General features: G+C 52.7%; 17 protein-coding genes. All 17 read left to right on the top strand.

The genetic code is table 11. The annotated features are described in order from the left end of the window. Positions 1–8 precede the first annotated feature (8 nt). The 17 genes from fliQ (at position 9) to ccmB (ending at position 16,454) form a co-directional block, all read left to right on the top strand. Positions 9–278, top strand: a complete 270-nt coding sequence (gene fliQ, locus G462_RS0105365) for a flagellar biosynthesis protein FliQ (protein ID WP_026958086.1) — start codon at positions 9–11, stop codon at positions 276–278. Next, entirely contained in the window at positions 278–1,057 is a 780-nt protein-coding gene (gene fliR / locus G462_RS0105360; RefSeq protein ID WP_035476816.1) for a flagellar biosynthetic protein FliR, read from the top strand. Before fliQ ends, fliR begins: the two co-directional genes overlap by 1 nt. Before the next feature lie 24 nt (positions 1,058–1,081). Then, entirely contained in the window at positions 1,082–2,209 is a 1,128-nt protein-coding gene (gene flhB / locus G462_RS0105355; protein WP_026958084.1) for a flagellar biosynthesis protein FlhB, read from the top strand. Positions 2,210–2,315: 106 nt separating this feature from the next. Continuing rightward, positions 2,316–4,424 carry a flagellar biosynthesis protein FlhA gene (flhA, locus tag G462_RS0105350; protein ID WP_051326548.1) on the top strand — a complete coding sequence of 703 codons (2,109 nt, stop codon included), beginning with the start codon at positions 2,316–2,318 and terminating at the stop codon, positions 4,422–4,424. A gap of 35 nt (positions 4,425–4,459) precedes the next feature. Then, a complete protein-coding gene (gene flhF / locus G462_RS0105345) occupies positions 4,460–5,842 on the top strand; it encodes a flagellar biosynthesis GTPase FlhF (protein ID WP_245579534.1) in 1,383 nt (460 codons plus the stop codon). Beyond that, on the top strand, positions 5,832–6,725 hold the full coding sequence (locus tag G462_RS0105340) for a MinD/ParA family ATP-binding protein (RefSeq protein ID WP_026958081.1): 894 nt from the start codon (positions 5,832–5,834) through the stop codon (positions 6,723–6,725). Before flhF ends, G462_RS0105340 begins: the two co-directional genes overlap by 11 nt. Beyond that, positions 6,718–7,437, top strand: a complete 720-nt coding sequence (locus tag G462_RS0105335; RefSeq protein WP_026958080.1) for an RNA polymerase sigma factor FliA — start codon at positions 6,718–6,720, stop codon at positions 7,435–7,437. Before G462_RS0105340 ends, G462_RS0105335 begins: the two co-directional genes overlap by 8 nt. 128 nt (positions 7,438–7,565) lie before the next feature. After that, entirely contained in the window at positions 7,566–7,949 is a 384-nt protein-coding gene (cheY, locus tag G462_RS0105330; RefSeq protein WP_084404942.1) for a chemotaxis response regulator CheY, read from the top strand. Positions 7,950–7,973: 24 nt separating this feature from the next. After that, positions 7,974–8,720: a protein phosphatase CheZ gene (locus G462_RS0105325; protein ID WP_026958078.1), complete on the top strand. Its 747-nt coding sequence runs from the start codon at positions 7,974–7,976 to the stop codon at positions 8,718–8,720. Between the two features lie 11 nt (positions 8,721–8,731). After that, positions 8,732–10,912: a chemotaxis protein CheA gene (locus tag G462_RS0105320; protein WP_026958077.1), complete on the top strand. Its 2,181-nt coding sequence runs from the start codon at positions 8,732–8,734 to the stop codon at positions 10,910–10,912. Positions 10,913–10,926: 14 nt separating this feature from the next. Beyond that, the gene (locus G462_RS0105315) at positions 10,927–12,057 is read left to right on the top strand and encodes a protein-glutamate methylesterase/protein-glutamine glutaminase (protein ID WP_026958076.1); all 1,131 of its coding nucleotides are present in this window, start codon (positions 10,927–10,929) and stop codon (positions 12,055–12,057) included. Positions 12,058–12,229: 172 nt separating this feature from the next. Beyond that, a complete protein-coding gene (locus tag G462_RS0105310; RefSeq protein ID WP_026958075.1) occupies positions 12,230–13,015 on the top strand; it encodes a ParA family protein in 786 nt (261 codons plus the stop codon). Continuing rightward, positions 13,012–13,938 carry a chemotaxis protein CheW gene (locus tag G462_RS0105305; RefSeq protein ID WP_026958074.1) on the top strand — a complete coding sequence of 309 codons (927 nt, stop codon included), beginning with the start codon at positions 13,012–13,014 and terminating at the stop codon, positions 13,936–13,938. The genes G462_RS0105310 and G462_RS0105305 overlap by 4 nt, the downstream gene beginning before the upstream one ends. A 113-nt stretch (positions 13,939–14,051) precedes the next feature. After that, the gene (locus G462_RS0105300; protein ID WP_026958073.1) at positions 14,052–14,540 is read left to right on the top strand and encodes a chemotaxis protein CheW; all 489 of its coding nucleotides are present in this window, start codon (positions 14,052–14,054) and stop codon (positions 14,538–14,540) included. Between the two features lie 2 nt (positions 14,541–14,542). Then, positions 14,543–14,971 carry a DUF2802 domain-containing protein gene (locus tag G462_RS0105295; protein WP_051326547.1) on the top strand — a complete coding sequence of 143 codons (429 nt, stop codon included), beginning with the start codon at positions 14,543–14,545 and terminating at the stop codon, positions 14,969–14,971. A gap of 188 nt (positions 14,972–15,159) precedes the next feature. After that, positions 15,160–15,792: a cytochrome c biogenesis heme-transporting ATPase CcmA gene (gene ccmA / locus G462_RS0105290; protein ID WP_026958071.1), complete on the top strand. Its 633-nt coding sequence runs from the start codon at positions 15,160–15,162 to the stop codon at positions 15,790–15,792. Next, positions 15,789–16,454 carry a heme exporter protein CcmB gene (gene ccmB, locus G462_RS0105285; protein WP_026958070.1) on the top strand — a complete coding sequence of 222 codons (666 nt, stop codon included), beginning with the start codon at positions 15,789–15,791 and terminating at the stop codon, positions 16,452–16,454. The genes ccmA and ccmB overlap by 4 nt, the downstream gene beginning before the upstream one ends. Positions 16,455–16,484: the final 30 nt, after the last annotated feature.

Genomic DNA, 16,484 nt, shown 5'->3' with positions numbered 1-16,484 from the left:
GAGGAGCGATGGAACCAGAAGTATTTGTTGACGTCTTCCGCCACTCTCTTGGCCAGGTGGTTGTGCTGGTTTCAGCAGCGATTGTTCCTAGCTTGTTGGTGGGCCTAATCGTAGCTATCTTCCAAGCTGCTACCTCAATTAACGAGCAAACCCTGTCCTTTTTACCGCGTCTGCTGGTGACTTTGGGCATGCTAATGATGGCAGGGCATTGGTTTACTGACCGCTTGATGACCTTCTTTTTCGATATGGTGGCGATGATCCCGCAGGTGGTCGGCTAGTGAATATCGCGGCTGATATCGCGATTCAGTGGCTGGGCGAGTACTTGTGGGCGCTCACTCGCGTTTCCGCGATGCTAATGACCATGGCATCGTTTGGTGGTAACAGCGTTCCCGTGCGCGTGCGTATGGCCATGGCGGCGGCGCTAACCTTTGCGGTAGTGCCGGTGCTACCGCCTGTAGAGGGCATTCCGCTGTTCTCTTTCCAGTCGGTGATCGTGGTGCTGCAACAAGTGGTTATCGGTGGCGCGCTTGGTTTTGTCAGCCAGCTGCTGATGCAGACCTTTGTGGTGGCAGGCCAGGTACTGGCGATGCAGACCAGCTTAGGTTTTGCCTCGATGGTGGACCCGAGCAGCGGCCAAAGCACTCCCGTTGTCGGTCAGTTCTACTTGCTGCTGGCAACCTTACTGTTCCTGGTTATCGATGGCCACCTGCAGTTGATTACCTTGTTGGCCATGAGCTTTGAGTCCATTCCTATTGGTATGGAAGGCTTGGGAGCCATGGACTTCCAACTCTTGGCCGGATGGTATTCACAGCTGTTTTTGGCAGCGCTGGCGATGGCAATGTCTTCGATTGTTGCCATGTTGCTGGTTAACTTTTCCTTCGGGATCATGACTCGGGCTGCGCCGCAGTTAAATATCTTCAGTATCGGCTTTGCAGTGAGCATGCTGTTCGGCCTGTTAATCCTTTGGCTTACCATTGGGGGCTTCTTGACTCACTTTGAGCGCCAATGGATCAATGCACGCGGTCTGGGGTGTACCATACTCCAGATCGGTTGCTAGGCGCGATGCGGAGGAGGAGCCTGAATGGCTGATACTGATCAAGAACGCACAGAAGAAGCAACACCCAAACGAGAACAAGAGGCCCGAGAGAAAGGCCAGATAGCCCGTTCCAAAGAACTAGGTACCGCGGCGGTGCTTATCTTTGCGACGCTAAGCTTGATGATGTTTGGTGAAAACCTGGCTCGTGGCATGCTCAATGTGTTCAAGTTGCAGTTCCGATTGGAGCGCGAGCAGATCTTCGACCCAGAGCTGATGATGGCCAGCTTGGGTGATATCTTGCAGATCTTGATTGGCCCGATGGCGGTGATCCTCGGTATCATCGCCGTGGCCGCCTTCGTTGGTAATATTTTGCTCGGCGGTATGGCATTCAGTTGGCAGGCCGCTGCTCCTAAGTTTAGTAAGATGAGTCCGCTGCAGGGCTTTAAGCGAATGCTCGGCGTGCAAGCGTTGGTTGAGCTGATTAAGAGTATCGCCAAGGTCGCGGTTATCGGCTTGATCGTGTGGTGGGTATTGAGCTGGCAGTTTAAGAATATTCTGAGCCTAAGTACTCAACCTTTGCCGGGGTCAGCGACCAATGCGCTCGATATGTTGATGTGGATGCTACTCGCACTGGTCTGTGGCTTGCTGGTGATTGCCGCCATCGATATTCCCTACCAGATCTGGAATCACGCCAAACAGCTCAAGATGACCAAACAAGAGGTTAAAGACGAGCACAAGAACACCGACGGTAACCCAGAAATTAAGGGCCGGATCCGTCGTTTGCAGATGGAGATGGCCTCTCGCCGGATGATGGCCGATGTCCCGCAGGCCGATGTGGTCGTGACCAACCCGACCCACTATTCGGTTGCGCTAAAATACGATGACAAAGGCAGCGGTGCGCCGATATTGGTGGCGAAGGGCGCTGACGAGGTAGCACTTAAGATCCGTGAGATTGCCCGCCACTACGAGATCCCGGTGATGGAGTCTGCGCCGCTGTGTCGTTCGCTCTACCATACCACTCGTATCGGCGCTGAAATCCCCGAGGGCCTCTACGTCGCGGTCGCTCAGATCCTCGCTTTTGTGTTCCAGCTAAGCCAATACCGCAAAGGGAAGGGCCAACGACCTAAACCGGTTGCCGATGACCTGCCGATCCCCGACGACTTGCGTTACTAGTCTATTTTCCAAACACTTAGCCTGTGCTCCTTAGCGGGTACAGCTGTCTGGCGTAGTTTTTGCTTTAAACTGTTCAAGTTGTCAAAGGCGCCAGATAAACGTCTCCATGGAAATTATAAATAGACTTACCAGCTTTAAGCTTTCCGATGCGAAATCCCAGATAAGGCAGATTAAGGGGCTAGGTGCTCCTTTACTCGTGCTCGCCACCCTTGGCATGGTGGTGCTACCAATGGCCGCATGGCTGTTGGACTTGTTCTTCGCCTTCAATATTTCTCTGGCCATGGTGGTACTGCTGGTCGCGGTATATACGCGGCGTCCGCTCGATTTCGCGGTTTTCCCCTCTATCTTGCTGATTACCACGCTACTTAGACTGGCCTTGAACGTGGCGTCAACGCGGGTGGTACTGCTAGAAGGGCACAACGGCGGAAATGCGGCGGGTAACGTGATTGAAGCTTTTGGCTCGGTGGTTATTGGCGGTAACTACGCGGTAGGTTTGGTGGTCTTCTTGATTCTGATGATCATCAACTTTGTGGTGGTCACTAAGGGTGCGGGTCGTATCTCTGAGGTAAGCGCGCGCTTTACCTTGGATGCGATGCCCGGCAAGCAGATGGCTATCGATGCCGACTTGAACGCAGGGATCATTAACCAAGAGCAGGCTCGCGAACGTCGCCAAGATGTCACCAACGAAGCGGATTTCTACGGTTCAATGGATGGTGCTAGTAAGTTTGTAAAAGGCGATGCCATCGCCGGTATCCTGATTCTGTTTATCAACATCATCGGCGGCTTTGTTATCGGTGTGGCCCAACATGGCTTGAGCTTTGGCGAAGCGGTTGAGGTGTATACCCTACTGACCATCGGTGATGGTCTGGTTGCGCAAATCCCGGCGCTGTTGCTATCGATTGCAGCAGCGCTGATTGTGACTCGCCAAAATGCTGACGAAGATATGGGCGAGCAGGTATTCCTGCAGATGTTCGAGCACCCGAAGGTGTTGATCATCTGTGGCGCTATCTTGTTCGTGATGGGCATCGTACCCGGCATGCCGCATTTCGCTTTTCTAAGCTTTGCGCTGGTGTGTTTTGGCGGCGCGTACTGGCGTCATCGCCAAGTCGAGAAAGCGAAACAGGTGCAAGCAGCAGCACCGGCTGTGAGCAAGCCAAGCGAGTCAGCCGAGCCGAAAGAGCTGGGTTGGGACGATGTGCAACCGGTCGACGTGATTGGCTTGGAAGTGGGTTACCGTTTGATCCCCTTGGTTGACAAATCCCAAGGCGGCGAACTGCTGGCACGAATTAAAGGCGTGCGTAAGAAGCTCAGCCAAGACTTTGGCTTTTTGGTTCCGGCGGTGCATATCCGCGACAACCTCGACCTCGGGCCAAACCAATACCGCATCACCATGATGGGCGTGACCGTGGGCGAGTCAGAAGTATTCCACGATCGCGAGATGGCGATTAACCCCGGTCAAGTATTTGGCGCCATCGAGGGCCAAGCCACTACCGATCCGGCCTTTGGCTTAGAGGCGGCGTGGATCGGCAAAGCCCAGCGTGAGCAAGCACAAACCCTCGGTTACACCGTGGTGGACTCTGCCACCGTGATTGCCACCCATCTCAGTCAGTTGCTTACTAACAACGCCTCGACCTTGCTTGGCCACGAAGAAGTTCAAAACCTTCTCGATATGCTGGGCAACAGCCATCCAAAACTGGTGGAAGGGTTGGTACCGGATGCCTTGTCGCTCTCGTCAGTGGTTAAGGTGCTGCAGAACCTACTACACGAAGGGGTGCCGGTGCGCGATATTCGCAGCATCGTTCAGACTTTGGTGGAGTACGCGCCAAAGAGCCAGGATACCGATGTGCTGACAGCTGCCTGTCGTATCTCACTCAAGCGCTTGATTGTTCAAGAATTAGTCGGAAGCGAAGCAGAGCTACCAGTAATCACTTTATCTCCAGAGTTGGAGCAAATATTGCATCAGTCTATGCAGGCTGCTGGCAACGAAGGTGCGGGCATGGAGCCGGGGCTTGCAGAGAAACTGCAAGGTTCATTGCAAGAAGCGGCGCACAACCAAGAAATGGTTGGTCAGCCAGCCATCTTGCTAACCTCCGGAATTCTGCGTTCGAGCTTGTCTCGCTATGTTAAGAATGCCATCCCGGCATTGCGGGTACTCTCTTATCAAGAAGTCCCTGAAGACAAGCAGATACGCATAGTTAGCTCGGTAGGCCAGTAGCGACAAAAAGAATAAAGAGGATTTAAGCTGTGAAAATGAAACGCTTTTTCGCCAAAGATATGAGAACTGCTCTCGCTGAGGTAAAAGAGACATTAGGCAGTGATGCGGTAATTATGTCTAACAAGAAGGTGACTGGTGGCATCGAGATTGTCGCTGCAGTGGAAGCGGGCGCAGCCAAGCCAAGCGTTGCCAGTGAGCGCGAAGTAGCCGATGACAACGTCAATATTTCGTCCGCTCGTCAAGCAAGTGGCGCAGCCAGTGCCGCACCGAGTCAGAAAGCTGACGAGATGAACAACCTGCGCGATAACCTGGCTGACTTTATGCAACGTCACCAACAGCGCCAGCAGCAACGCTTTGAAGAGCCAAAGAAAAGCCCTGCAGCGCGTCCGATGACGGCACCTCAGCCGCTGTCTCAGCAAGCAAGCTGGGGCAAGGCCGCTGCATCGCAAGCGCCCATTAATCGTGGCGCTGCCAGCGATGTTAAACGTGAAGAGTTTCAGGCGATGAAGGGTGAGTTGGCTGAGATGCGCAAGCTGCTTGAGCATCAGGTGTCAGGTCTGATGGCGCAGGAAATGGAGCGTCAAGAGCCGATCCGCGCCATGCTGATGAAACGTCTTCAGCGCGTGGGTTTCTCCGATGAGATGGCCGATCAAGTCGCCGGTTACATTCCAGAAGACTGCAGTCTAGCGGAAGGTTGGGAACATCTTAAATCTTTGCTGTCTAACCAGTTGTCGCTGGGGCATGACGACATCTTAAGTCAGGGCGGGGCGGTTGCGCTGCTCGGCCCAACCGGTGTGGGTAAAACCACCACTATCGCAAAGTTGGCTGCCCAGTTTGCCATGCGCTATGGCGCTGATAGCGTGGCCATGATTACCAGCGATACCTACCGTATCGGTGCCCACGAGCAGTTGGCTACCTACGGAAAAATTATGGGCTGCGCTGTACGCGTAGCGAACGATGAGGAAGAGTTGTCACAATTACTCTACCAATTCAAAGACAAGCGGTTAGTGTTGATCGATACTGCAGGTATGAGTCAGCGCGACCTGCGCTTGCATGAGCAGCTGGACCGCTTGGTGAAAAATTCTCGGGTGAATATTCGCAACTACTTGGTGCTTTCTGCTAACGCACAGCGTCGGGTAATTGAAGAAACCGTCGCCCAATTCCAGAAAATTCCTCTTTCTGGAACTATCTTGACTAAGTTGGATGAGTGTATTGCACTGGGTGAGGCCTTAGATGTGAGCTTGCGACATGCATTGCCCATCAGTTATGTGACTAATGGCCAGCGCGTACCAGAAGATATTGCCGTTGCTGATGCATCATACTTGGTGGAGCAGGCCCTTGCGGCCGAGCAAGAAGCCAGCCAAGAGATGATGCAGCAAGAGGCTCAGCAACAAGATAAGGTTACGGATGTTTATTAGTGAAACGGCGTTTGACCAAGCTAGCGGTTTGAGAATGATGCAAAACAGAAATAATGTGAAAGTAATTGCAGTTACCGGCGGGAAGGGCGGTGTGGGTAAATCCAACATCACCTTGAACATGGGTATCGCAATGGCAGCGCAAGGTAAGCGAGTGATGGTGCTCGATGCCGACTTAGGGCTTGCCAATGTCGACGTGATGCTCGGATTGCGCGTCACCAAGAACCTGTCTCACGTACTGTCGGGTGAATGCACGCTGGACGACATTTTGGTCGAAGGGCCGCATGGCGTGCTGATCGCGCCTGCCACCTCTGGTACTAAAAGCATGGTGGAGCTTAGCCCCACTGAGCATGCCGGGCTAATCCGAGCGTTCAGCTCACTTAAAACCCCAATTGATGTGTTGTTGGTAGACACCGCCGCTGGTATCTCTGACATGGTGCTGAGCTTTGCGCGCGCCGCTCAAGATATCATGGTAGTGGTTTGTGACGAGCCCACTTCTATCACCGATGCTTATGCGTTGATCAAGCTCCTTTCAAACGAGCATGGCGTCTATAAGTTCAAAGTTGTGGCTAACATGGTCCGCAGCCTGCGTGAAGGGCAAGAGCTGTTTGCTAAGTTGACCCGAGTGACCGACCGCTTCTTGGATGCAACCCTGGAGCTGGTGTCTTGCATCCCCTACGACAACAACGTGAAGTTGGCAGTGCGTAAGCAAAAAGTTGTTGTAGATGCCTATCCTAAATCTCCTGCGGCACTTGCGTTTCGTTCGCTAGCCGCAAAAGCTGCCACCTGGCCGATCCCTGAGCAAGCTGGAGGTCATCTCGAGTTCTTTATTGAGAACCTGCTTGAATATGGGCAAAGAAAAAAAAGAGAAGAGCTGAGTGAATAAAGTGGCCGCCTATTCCCAAACGGTAAGTACTAACGATTTAGTGGTGCAACACGCTGACCTGGTCAAGCGCATTGCCCACCATTTGATGGCGCGGCTCCCCGCCAGCGTTATCGTAGACGATCTGATTCAGGCTGGGATGATCGGCCTGATTGAAGCTGCACGCAACTTTGATGGAAGCAAAGGGGCAAGTTTTGAAACCTATGCGGGTATTCGGATTAGAGGCTCCATGCTCGATGAGATCCGCCGTGGTGACTGGGTTCCCCGTTCAGTTCATAAAAACAGCCGTGCCATCAGTGAAGCCATTGCAGCCGTAGAGAAAGCCACCGGTCGCGACGCCAAGGATAAAGATGTCGCCGCGCAGCTCGGCGTGAGCCTGGATGACTATCATTCCATGCTTGCCGATGTTAACTGCGGAAAAATTCTTGGTATTGAAGATCTTGGGGTGAGTGAGGACGTGCTATCAAGTGAAGGAAGCCGTGCTCAGAACCGTCCCTTCGAAGGCTTCGCCGAGCAACGCTTCCAAGGCGCGTTGGCCGATTGCATTCGAGGTTTACCTGAGCGAGAAGCATTGGTACTTTCTCTATACTACGATGAAGAGTTGAATCTAAAGGAAATTGGTGAAGTATTGAGCGTTAGTGAATCTCGGGTAAGTCAGATCCATAGCCAAGCTTTGGCAAGGGTTCGCACACGAATGCGAGATTGGACACAGTAGGCTGCGCTAAGGCTTTACAACTACTACCATTTTTAGACTAAAATTGTGGTTACTTTGATTAATCACATATCTGCAATAAATAGTTGCTTTACTCTTGCAACTTTAGCAATCCAATCGGGGGATGTACCTTGGATAAAAATATGAAAATTCTGGTTGTTGATGACTTTTCAACAATGCGACGAATTATCAAGAACCTTTTGCGCGATCTTGGCTTTAACAACACCCATGAAGCAGACGATGGCAACACCGCCTTGCCGATGCTGAAAAATGGTGATTTCGAGTTTGTTGTTACTGACTGGAACATGCCCGGCATGGAAGGCATCGATTTGCTCAAGCATATTCGCGCCGATGAGAGCTTGGCTCACTTGCCTGTACTTATGGTGACTGCAGAAGCCAAACGTGAACAGATTATTGAAGCGGCTCAGGCTGGTGTGAACGGATACATTGTTAAGCCCTTTACCGCTGCTACCCTTAAGGAAAAGCTGGACAAGATTTTCGAGCGCATTCAGTAAACTAAAAACTATAAAGGAACTTGTGTGAGCAAGGAAATAAGCCCCATCATCAATCTTGAAGATGCCCAACGACTGGTCAGCCTTTTGCAACAGGGAAATGTTGAGGATGCAAATTCTCTGGTCAGTGAACTGTGTGCTCCCAATGCCAGTCAGTTGTTCGATAAAGTGGGTCAGTTGACCCGTGAACTGCACGACTCCCTCAATGATTTCAAGCTAGATGTTCGGATAGGCGAGCTTGCCAGCCAAGATATTCCCGATGCTAAAGACCGCCTGAACTACGTTATCGAGATGACCGATCAGGCGGCCAATAAAACCATGGATGTCGTTGAATCCGGCCTGCCCATTGCAGATCAGATGACCAGCGATATTGATGAGATCATGCCGGTGTGGCGTGGTTTGATGGAACGCCGTATCGAAGTGGGGCAGTTTAAAACCCTATGCCACCAAATCGACGCTTTTCTAGCTTCTTCTAACCTCAGCGCAGACAAACTGCGTAATATGCTGACCGAAATTTTGATGGCCCAGGACTTCCAAGACCTCACCGGCCAAATGATTCGCAAGGTCATCACCTTGGTTCAAGAGGTGGAAGATCGCCTCGTCGAAATGCTTACCCTGTTCGGCAACGAGCAATTGAACGAACAGCCAACTACCCAAAGCAAAGCGGACAAAGGAATCGAAGCGGAAGGACCAATCATGAACAAGGAACAGCGTGAAGACGTTGTTCAATCGCAGGACGACGTTGACGATCTGTTGTCCAGCTTAGGATTCTAGGGGAACAGCAAATGTCGTTTGACGTAGATGAAGATATCCTTCAGGACTTCTTAATTGAAGCCGCAGAAATTCTCGAAGAGCTCTCAGAGCAACTGGTCGAGCTTGAGAAACGCCCCGAAGATTCCGATTTGCTGAACGCGATCTTCCGTGGGTTCCATACCGTAAAAGGTGGCGCGGGCTTCCTTTCTCTCAATGAGTTGGTCGATGTTTGTCACGGCGCCGAAAACGTGTTTGACGTATTGCGCAACGGTGGCCGGCCGGTTACCCCCGAGCTGATGGATGTGATCCTAGAAGCGCTCGATACCGTCAACGAGATGTTCGCTTGCGTGCAGGCGCGAGAAGAACTTACCGCAGCGCCTCAAGCCTTGCTCGACCAACTCCATCACTTAAGCGATCCCAACAGTGCCGGTGAGGTCGCCAGCGAGCCGGAGCCTGAACCAGAACCCGAGCCAGTGGTTGAAGTGGCCCCAGAGTCTGAGCCCGAAGCGGCTCCACAAGTCGCTGCAGAAGGTGGCTCAATCGATGAGATCACCGACGACGAGTTTGAAAAACTTCTTGATGAGTTGCACGGCAGTGGGCAAGCGCCCACTACTGCAGCCCCTGCGGCCGCGCCCGCAGCGCCTGCACCAGCGAGTGCTCCTGCTGCTGATGGTGATATCACCGATGATGAGTTCGAGAAGTTACTCGATGAGCTTCATGGTAAAGGCCAGCATGGCGGTGCTCCTACCGAGGCGAGTGCTCCAGCGGCGCCTAAAGCGCCTGAGCCTGCAGCTCCCGCCTCCGCCGATGGCGACCTCATCAATGATGATGAGTTCGAGCAGCTACTCGACCAGTTACACGGCGTAGGTAAAGCGCCCAAGGTCGCTGAAGCGGCCGCTAAGCCAGCCAAACCAGCTGCACCTGCCAAGCCCGCTGAGGCAAAACCAGCCGCCGCTAAGCCTGCGGCACCAGCCAAGCCAGCCCCAGCTGCGCAAAAGCCGGCAGCCAAGCAGGAGAAAGCCGCGCCGGCTAAAGCGCCCCAAGGCGAGACCAATATCCGCGTTGATACTAAGACCCTCGATGACATCATGAACATGGTGGGTGAGTTGGTATTGGTGCGTAACCGCTTGGTGAGTCTGGGCATTAACAGCAACGACGAAGAGATGTCCAAAGCGACCGCAAACCTGGACGTGGTCACCGCCGATCTACAAGGTGCGGTGATGAAAACCCGCATGCAGCCAATCAAGAAGGTGTTTGGCCGCTTCCCTCGCGTGGTTCGTGATTTGGCGCGTAGCTTGAAAAAGGACATCAGTCTGGAGCTGGTGGGTGAAGAGACCGATCTTGACAAAAACTTGGTTGAAGCGCTGGCTGATCCGCTGGTCCACTTGGTCCGCAACAGTGTTGATCATGGTATCGAGATGCCCGACGTGCGGATTGCTGCTGGCAAACAGCGCACCGGAACCATCCGTTTGTCGGCTTCCCAAGAGGGCGACCACATTCTACTCACTATCGAAGATGATGGTGCGGGGATGGATGCAGAGAAACTGAAGAACATCGCGATTGATCGCGGCGTACTCGATGCCGATGCAGCCAATCGCATGTCAGACAAAGATGCCTACAACCTGATTTTTGCGCCTGGCTTCTCAACCAAGACCGAAATCTCGGATATCTCAGGGCGCGGCGTGGGTATGGATGTGGTGAAAACCAGCATTACCCAGCTCAACGGCTCCATCGATATCGACTCGGCAATGGGCGAGGGCACAACCCTTCAGATTAAAGTGCCATTGACCCTGGCAATTCTGCCAACCCTTATGGTTGATGTAGGCAAGCAAACCTTTGCCCTGCCACTGACCAGCGTTAATGAAATCTTCCACCTCGACCTTGCCAAGATCAACGTGGTAGATGGTCAGGAAACCATCATCGTACGTGAGCGCGCTATTCCGCTGTTCTACCTGCAAGACTGGTTAATCCGTGGTGGCAATCGTGCTGAGCGCGGACAGCTTGGCCACGTGGTAATTGTGCAAATTGGCCCTCAGCAAGTCGGCTTCGTGGTGGACAACCTGATTGGCCAGGAAGAAGTAGTGATTAAAGCGCTCGATCAGTTATTACACGGTACCCCAGGGATGGCGGGGGCAACCATTACCAGCGATGGACGTATTGCGCTAATTCTGGATATTCCTAGTTTGCTCAAGCGTTACGCTAAGCGTCTTTAAGCGGAGCGAACACTATGTCGATAAAAGTACTCGTCGTTGACGACTCGAGTTTTTTTCGTCGCCGGGTGACCGAGATCCTCAATGCCGAGCCATCGCTGGAAGTGATCGACGCGGCAAAAAATGGTAAAGAAGCCGTCGAAATGGTGGCGCGTCTTAAGCCTGATGTGGTCACCATGGATATCGAGATGCCCGTCATGGACGGCATCTCCGCGGTAAAAGAGATCATGGGCAGCAACCCGACGCCCATCTTGATGTTCTCATCGCTCACCCACGAGGGTGCCCAAGCCACTCTCGATGCTCTGGAAGCCGGTGCGCTCGACTTTATACCGAAAAAATTTGAAGACATTGCCCGTGATCGTGAAGAAGCGGTCAGCTTGCTGCAGCAGCGAGTTAAGGCCTTGTCGCGCCGTCGTATTGGACTACGCAGACCCGCGGCTCCAGCCCGGCCAAGTAGCGCTGCCCCGACTCGCCAGTCAACACCCGCGGCCCGTACCCCACTAGAGCGCCCAAGCGCACCGACTCGCTCCGCCCCTGCAGAGCGCCCAGCGGCCCGCAAGTTCCGGGCCTCTGGCAAGCGTTACAAGATCGTCGCAATCGGTACCTCGACCGGTGGGCCGGTGGCACTGCAAACCATTTTGACCCAGCTACCGGCAAACTTTAACAAGCCGATCTTGTTGGTTCAGCACATGCCCGCAACCTTTACCGCAGCCTTTGCTTCGCGCCTAAACAGCTTGTGTAAGATCAACGTCAAGCAAGCCGAAGATGGTGACGAGCTTCGCCCTGGCTGGGCCTACCTGGCTCCGGGTGGCAAGCAGATGATGGTGGAACCACGCGGTGGTGGGCGCTTACGTATCGTCGAAGGCAATGACAAGGTGAACTACAAACCCTGCGTAGACATTACTTTTGCATCGCTCGCCAAGAGCCACAGCGGTGATGTGCTAGCGATGGTGCTAACCGGAATGGGCGCCGATGGACGTGATGGCGCTAAGTTGTTAAAGCAACAGGGCGCAACTATCTGGGCTCAAGATGAGGCCAGTTGTGTGGTTTACGGTATGCCTCAGGCGATCGCCAGTTCAGGCTTGTGCAGTGAGCAGCTGCCCTTGGAACAGTTTGCCGATGCCATACTCAGCGAGGTGAATGGCTAAACGTGCAGTAAAGAATTGACTGTTCCGGCCGACATCGATGATGGGAGGTACTTTAGTTTGTTGAGTTTAGAGCAGACTCTCAGTAACTTCCGTTAAGTCGTATTACCCTTATTTATTACAACAAGTTAGAAGTGTTTAGCGAAATCGCATTTATGTTTAGGCAGGAACGATTGTGAAGGTTTGGACAGTTGCCAACCAAAAAGGCGGGGTAGGGAAGACGACAACCGTCATCTCTCTGGCGGGGCTATTAGTCCAGCAGGGTAAACGGGTGTTGTTAATTGACACTGATCCCCACGCCTCTCTTACCAGCTATCTCGGCTTTGACGTCGATAGCATGCAAGGCACCCTATACGAGCTCTATCAACAGCCTGAACTCGACGATGCCACCATCAATCACAGCATACAGAACACCGAGTTTGACGGCTTGGACCTGATCCCGGCGAGTATGGCGCTGGCAACCCTCGACAAAGTGTTGGGGCAGCGCGAAGGCATGGGTCTGATTCTCAAACGTATTCTTGAGCGCTTGGAAGACCGCTATGACTACGCACTCATTGATTGCCCGCCGGTATTGGGCGTCATGATGGTGAATGCTTTGGCTGCTAGCTCACGCGTGTTGGTGCCGGTTCAAACCGAGTTCTTGGCCATAAAAGGCCTGGAGCGGATGGTGAAAACCCTGCAGATTATGCAGCGCTCTTGTCCTGCGCCGCTGCGCTACACCGTAGTGCCCACTATGTATGACAAACGCACCAAAGCTTCACTCGCCGCGCTTAAGCAGTTACAGGAGAGCTATCCTGATAACGTGTGGAACTCGGTGATCCCCATCGATACCAAGTTTCGCGATGCCAGCCTCAAGCACATGCCTCCCTCGCTCTACATTAAAAAGTGTCGCGGCGTGTTTGCCTACGAGACCTTGCTGAGCTATCTGCAGCGAATCCAGGACCGTCAGGGTGGCTTATGAACAGCGATAAGTTGATGGAGCAAGCGCTGGGTGATTATTTCGACTCCTTGTTAAGTGAGTCTACTGCGCCTGAGCCTGATAAAGCATCTGCGAGCGCACCAGCGCTTGAAACTGAGCTTCCTACTGAGGAGGCCGAAGTCGTTCAGCAGGCTGTGGCTGAAGAGCCGCCCAAGCATACTCCGTTTGTTACGACAGCCGCCAGTGAGCCTGAATCCCCGTTTAAACACCGCAAGCCCTTAAAGCAGTTGTTAGCAGAGGCTGAGAAACGTATTGCCGCGCCCGTCGAGCCAGTAGCTACAGCGACCCTGCCTGCTGAGGTATCTCGTGCAGAATCCAAGCCCTTGGCCGATCCCACGCCGAGTGTGCTGCCTGTTGATATTCCTGAGCAACGCATTGAGGTGGAGGTTGCTGAGCCAGAGATCGACGTGGCCGTAGAGCTCGAACCCGAACCTCAGCCGCCAGCCCCAGATCCTTGGCAAAACATCGAGGTTGATGAAGAGTTTCAAGTGCTGTTTTTTGAAGCTGCCGGAGTAACATTTGGCGTGCCCCTAACAGAGCTAGGCGGAATTCATCGAGTGACCGAGATCAGCCCGTTGTTTGGAAAGCCTGCTTGGTTCGCAGGCATCATGATCGAGCGCGAGCGCAAATTGTCGGCGGTTGACACTGCTAAATGGGTGTTACCCGGGAAAGAGGTCACCACCGACTACAAGTACCTGATCATGTTGGGTGAGTCAGCTTGGGGGCTAAGCTGTGAAAAACTCCACGGTACGCAAAAGCTTAACCGGGACGATATAAAATGGCGTAGTGAGCCGGGAAAACGTCCTTGGCTTGCCGGCATGGTGAAGAAGCGGATGTGTGCCCTGCTGCATGTTAGCGAGCTAGAAGCGATGCTTGAGCAAGGTGTGAACATCGAAGGCAATTAGTTACGTGAATGACGTGCTTTTGCTGGTTAAAAAACGCTGTATATCTTACAGTTAGTGAATAGTACGAGATAAGAGGCTGCGATCTGCCTCTTTAACGAAAAAAGGAAGAGCAAATGAGCGAGCAACGCAACATTGCCGAAAACGTCGCAGAGGATGAAGTGCTCCAGTGGGTAACGTTTCAGTTAGAAAACGAAACCTACGGCATCAATGTGATGCAGGTGCAAGAAGTCCTTCGCTATACCGAAATTGCCCCGGTTCCCGGCGCTCCTAGCTACGTGCTAGGTATTATCAACCTGCGAGGCAATGTCGTGACGGTAATTGATACCCGTTCACGTTTTGGCTTGCACTCGTCGGAGATCACCGAGAACTCTCGGATTGTTATCATCGAAGCTGAGTCCCAGGTGATTGGTATCCTCGTAGACAGTGTTGCTGAGGTGGTTTACCTACGCTCCTCAGAGATTGATGTTGCGCCAAACGTTGGCACAGAAGAAAGCGCTAAGTTTATCCAAGGCGTGAGTAATCGTGATGGCCAGTTACTGATTTTGGTTGATTTAAACAAGCTGCTCTCAGATGAAGAGTGGGATGAAATAAGCGCGTTGTAATTATGAATGGCATTTTGATTAGCCTGCTGGTGTTGTTACCTTGTTGTATTTTGGTGTTTGCTTGGCTAGCAAAACGTCTACACGCGAAACTTGAAGAAGCTCAGCGTAAGGCTAAGTCTCTAGAGCGTTTAGCAAAGGAGCTGTTATCTAAGCAAGTTGCGACCGAGAAACAGCTATCCGAGTTACATGCGGCAAACAGTGCGTTTACCGGTGAACTGGCTAGACAGCGCGAGGCACTTGAAGAAACCGAACGTAAACAAGGGCAGCTTCAAAGCATGGCTCAAGACACCGACTCAAAACTCTATAATCGCGCCATGAAGATGGTGGAGTTGGGCGCTGATGTCACTGAGGTTATGCGAGAGTGCGAGATCCCCAAAGCAGAAGCAGAACTATTGCTTAACCTGCAACAAAAACTCAAAGGTTCTGCTTAAGATAGTTCTAAAGCATTGAACCAATAGAAAAGGGAAGCATGAGCTTCCCTTTCTTTTTGCCTGATTCTTTGCGAAAACACGGGTTAGTATAAAAAATCAACGTTCGAGCACCACTGTGAGGTCGGTGATGCTAATTTTTGTTGCACTGTGTTAACATCTTGGATTAAAGGAATTCAATTGCTTAGCCAATGTTACAAGCGAAGGAGCTGGCTTGCACCCGGGATCAACACGAGTTGTTTTCAGGGCTAAATTTTAGCATCCAGCAAGGACAGATTATTCAGATTGCCGGTGTCAACGGAGCAGGTAAAACCAGCTTGCTACGCTTGTTGGCTGGTTTATCGTTGCCAGCCTCCGGAGAGGTGCTCTGGCAAGGCGAGTCTATTCAACGCTTCTCCCAACGCTACCATCAGCAGCTTCTCTATCTTGGCCATCTTGCGGGTATCAAATCAGAACTTAGCGCGCTGGAGAACCTGCAGTTTTTTAAAGGCATGGATAGCATGCAAACACCTGAGCCAGATTATTTCGAGATCTTAGCGCGAGTGGGTCTTGCGGGTCTTGAGGACGAACCCTGCGCGCACTTGTCAGCAGGGCAACAGCGGCGGGTGGCACTGGCGCGCCTGTGGGTGAACCAGCGCTTGTTATGGATCCTCGACGAGCCGTTTACCGCCATCGACAAGCAGGGCGTTGCTTACTTAGAGAAGATACTCCTTCAGCATTGTGAGCGGGGCGGCATGGTCATCCTTACCACACACCAAAGCCTACAAATGCCTGCGGAACACTATCGAGTGATTGAGCTGTCCGCGAGTCGGGAGCTGATGTGAGAGCTGCATTCAACGTTGTTCAGCGCGAGCTGCTTATTGCGATGCGCCGCAAATCGGACATTCTCAATCCGCTGTGGTTTTTGCTGATTGTTATCACCTTGTTTCCACTGGCGCTCGGCCCAGAGCCAGAGCTACTGGCCCGCGTTGCCCCAGGTGTGCTATGGGTCGCAGCGTTACTCTCCTCACTGCTATCGCTCGAGCGTTTGTTCCGAGATGATTATCTGGATGGCTCGCTGGAGCAGTTGCTTCTTTCAGGGCACCCGCTGGCCGCACTCAGTTTGGCCAAGATCGTGGCTCATTGGCTGCTCACTGCCTTACCACTGCTACTGCTATCACCGCTGTTTGCCGTGTTACTCGGCCTGAGTATGCCCATCTTCAAAGCTACCTTTCTCACCTTGTTGATTGGCACACCGGTGTTGAGCCTTATTGGAGGCGTTGGCGTAGCACTAACAGTTGGGCTGCGACGTGGAGGGGTTCTATTGAGTTTATTAGTCTTACCGTTGTTCATACCGGTTCTCATTTTTGCAACATCTGCTATCGAGGCGGCCTCGTTTGGCTTGCCCTATGCGGGGCATTTAGCGATTATGGGAGCCATTGCAATGTTAACGCTTTGTTTCGCTCCTTTTGCAACAGCCAGTGCGTTGCGGGTGAGCATGAGTTAGGGCGCTGGGCCTTTGATAACGGATTTCTGA

Origin of the sequence: Aliagarivorans taiwanensis DSM 22990, assembly GCF_000429505.1 — a bacterium.
In the GTDB taxonomy this organism is placed as follows: Bacteria; Pseudomonadota; Gammaproteobacteria; order Enterobacterales; family Celerinatantimonadaceae; genus Aliagarivorans; species Aliagarivorans taiwanensis.
This window is presented reverse-complemented; position numbering and strand designations above follow the sequence as displayed.

Excerpts from the sequence above, each read along its gene's own strand:
- G462_RS0105320 (WP_026958077.1), top strand. The coding sequence starts at position 8,732 with ATGTCGTTTGACGTAGATGAAGATATCCTTCAGGACTTCTTAATTGAA.
- flhB (WP_026958084.1), top strand. The coding sequence starts at position 1,082 with ATGGCTGATACTGATCAAGAACGCACAGAAGAAGCAACACCCAAACGA.
- flhA (WP_051326548.1), top strand. The coding sequence starts at position 2,316 with ATGGAAATTATAAATAGACTTACCAGCTTTAAGCTTTCCGATGCGAAA.
- G462_RS0105295 (WP_051326547.1), top strand. The coding sequence starts at position 14,543 with ATGAATGGCATTTTGATTAGCCTGCTGGTGTTGTTACCTTGTTGTATT.
- ccmA (WP_026958071.1), top strand. The coding sequence starts at position 15,160 with ATGTTACAAGCGAAGGAGCTGGCTTGCACCCGGGATCAACACGAGTTG.
- G462_RS0105300 (WP_026958073.1), top strand. The coding sequence starts at position 14,052 with ATGAGCGAGCAACGCAACATTGCCGAAAACGTCGCAGAGGATGAAGTG.
- G462_RS0105340 (WP_026958081.1), top strand. The coding sequence starts at position 5,832 with ATGTTTATTAGTGAAACGGCGTTTGACCAAGCTAGCGGTTTGAGAATG.
- flhF (WP_245579534.1), top strand. The coding sequence starts at position 4,460 with ATGAAACGCTTTTTCGCCAAAGATATGAGAACTGCTCTCGCTGAGGTA.
- G462_RS0105315 (WP_026958076.1), top strand. The coding sequence starts at position 10,927 with ATGTCGATAAAAGTACTCGTCGTTGACGACTCGAGTTTTTTTCGTCGC.
- G462_RS0105305 (WP_026958074.1), top strand. The coding sequence starts at position 13,012 with ATGAACAGCGATAAGTTGATGGAGCAAGCGCTGGGTGATTATTTCGAC.
- fliQ (WP_026958086.1), top strand. The coding sequence starts at position 9 with ATGGAACCAGAAGTATTTGTTGACGTCTTCCGCCACTCTCTTGGCCAG.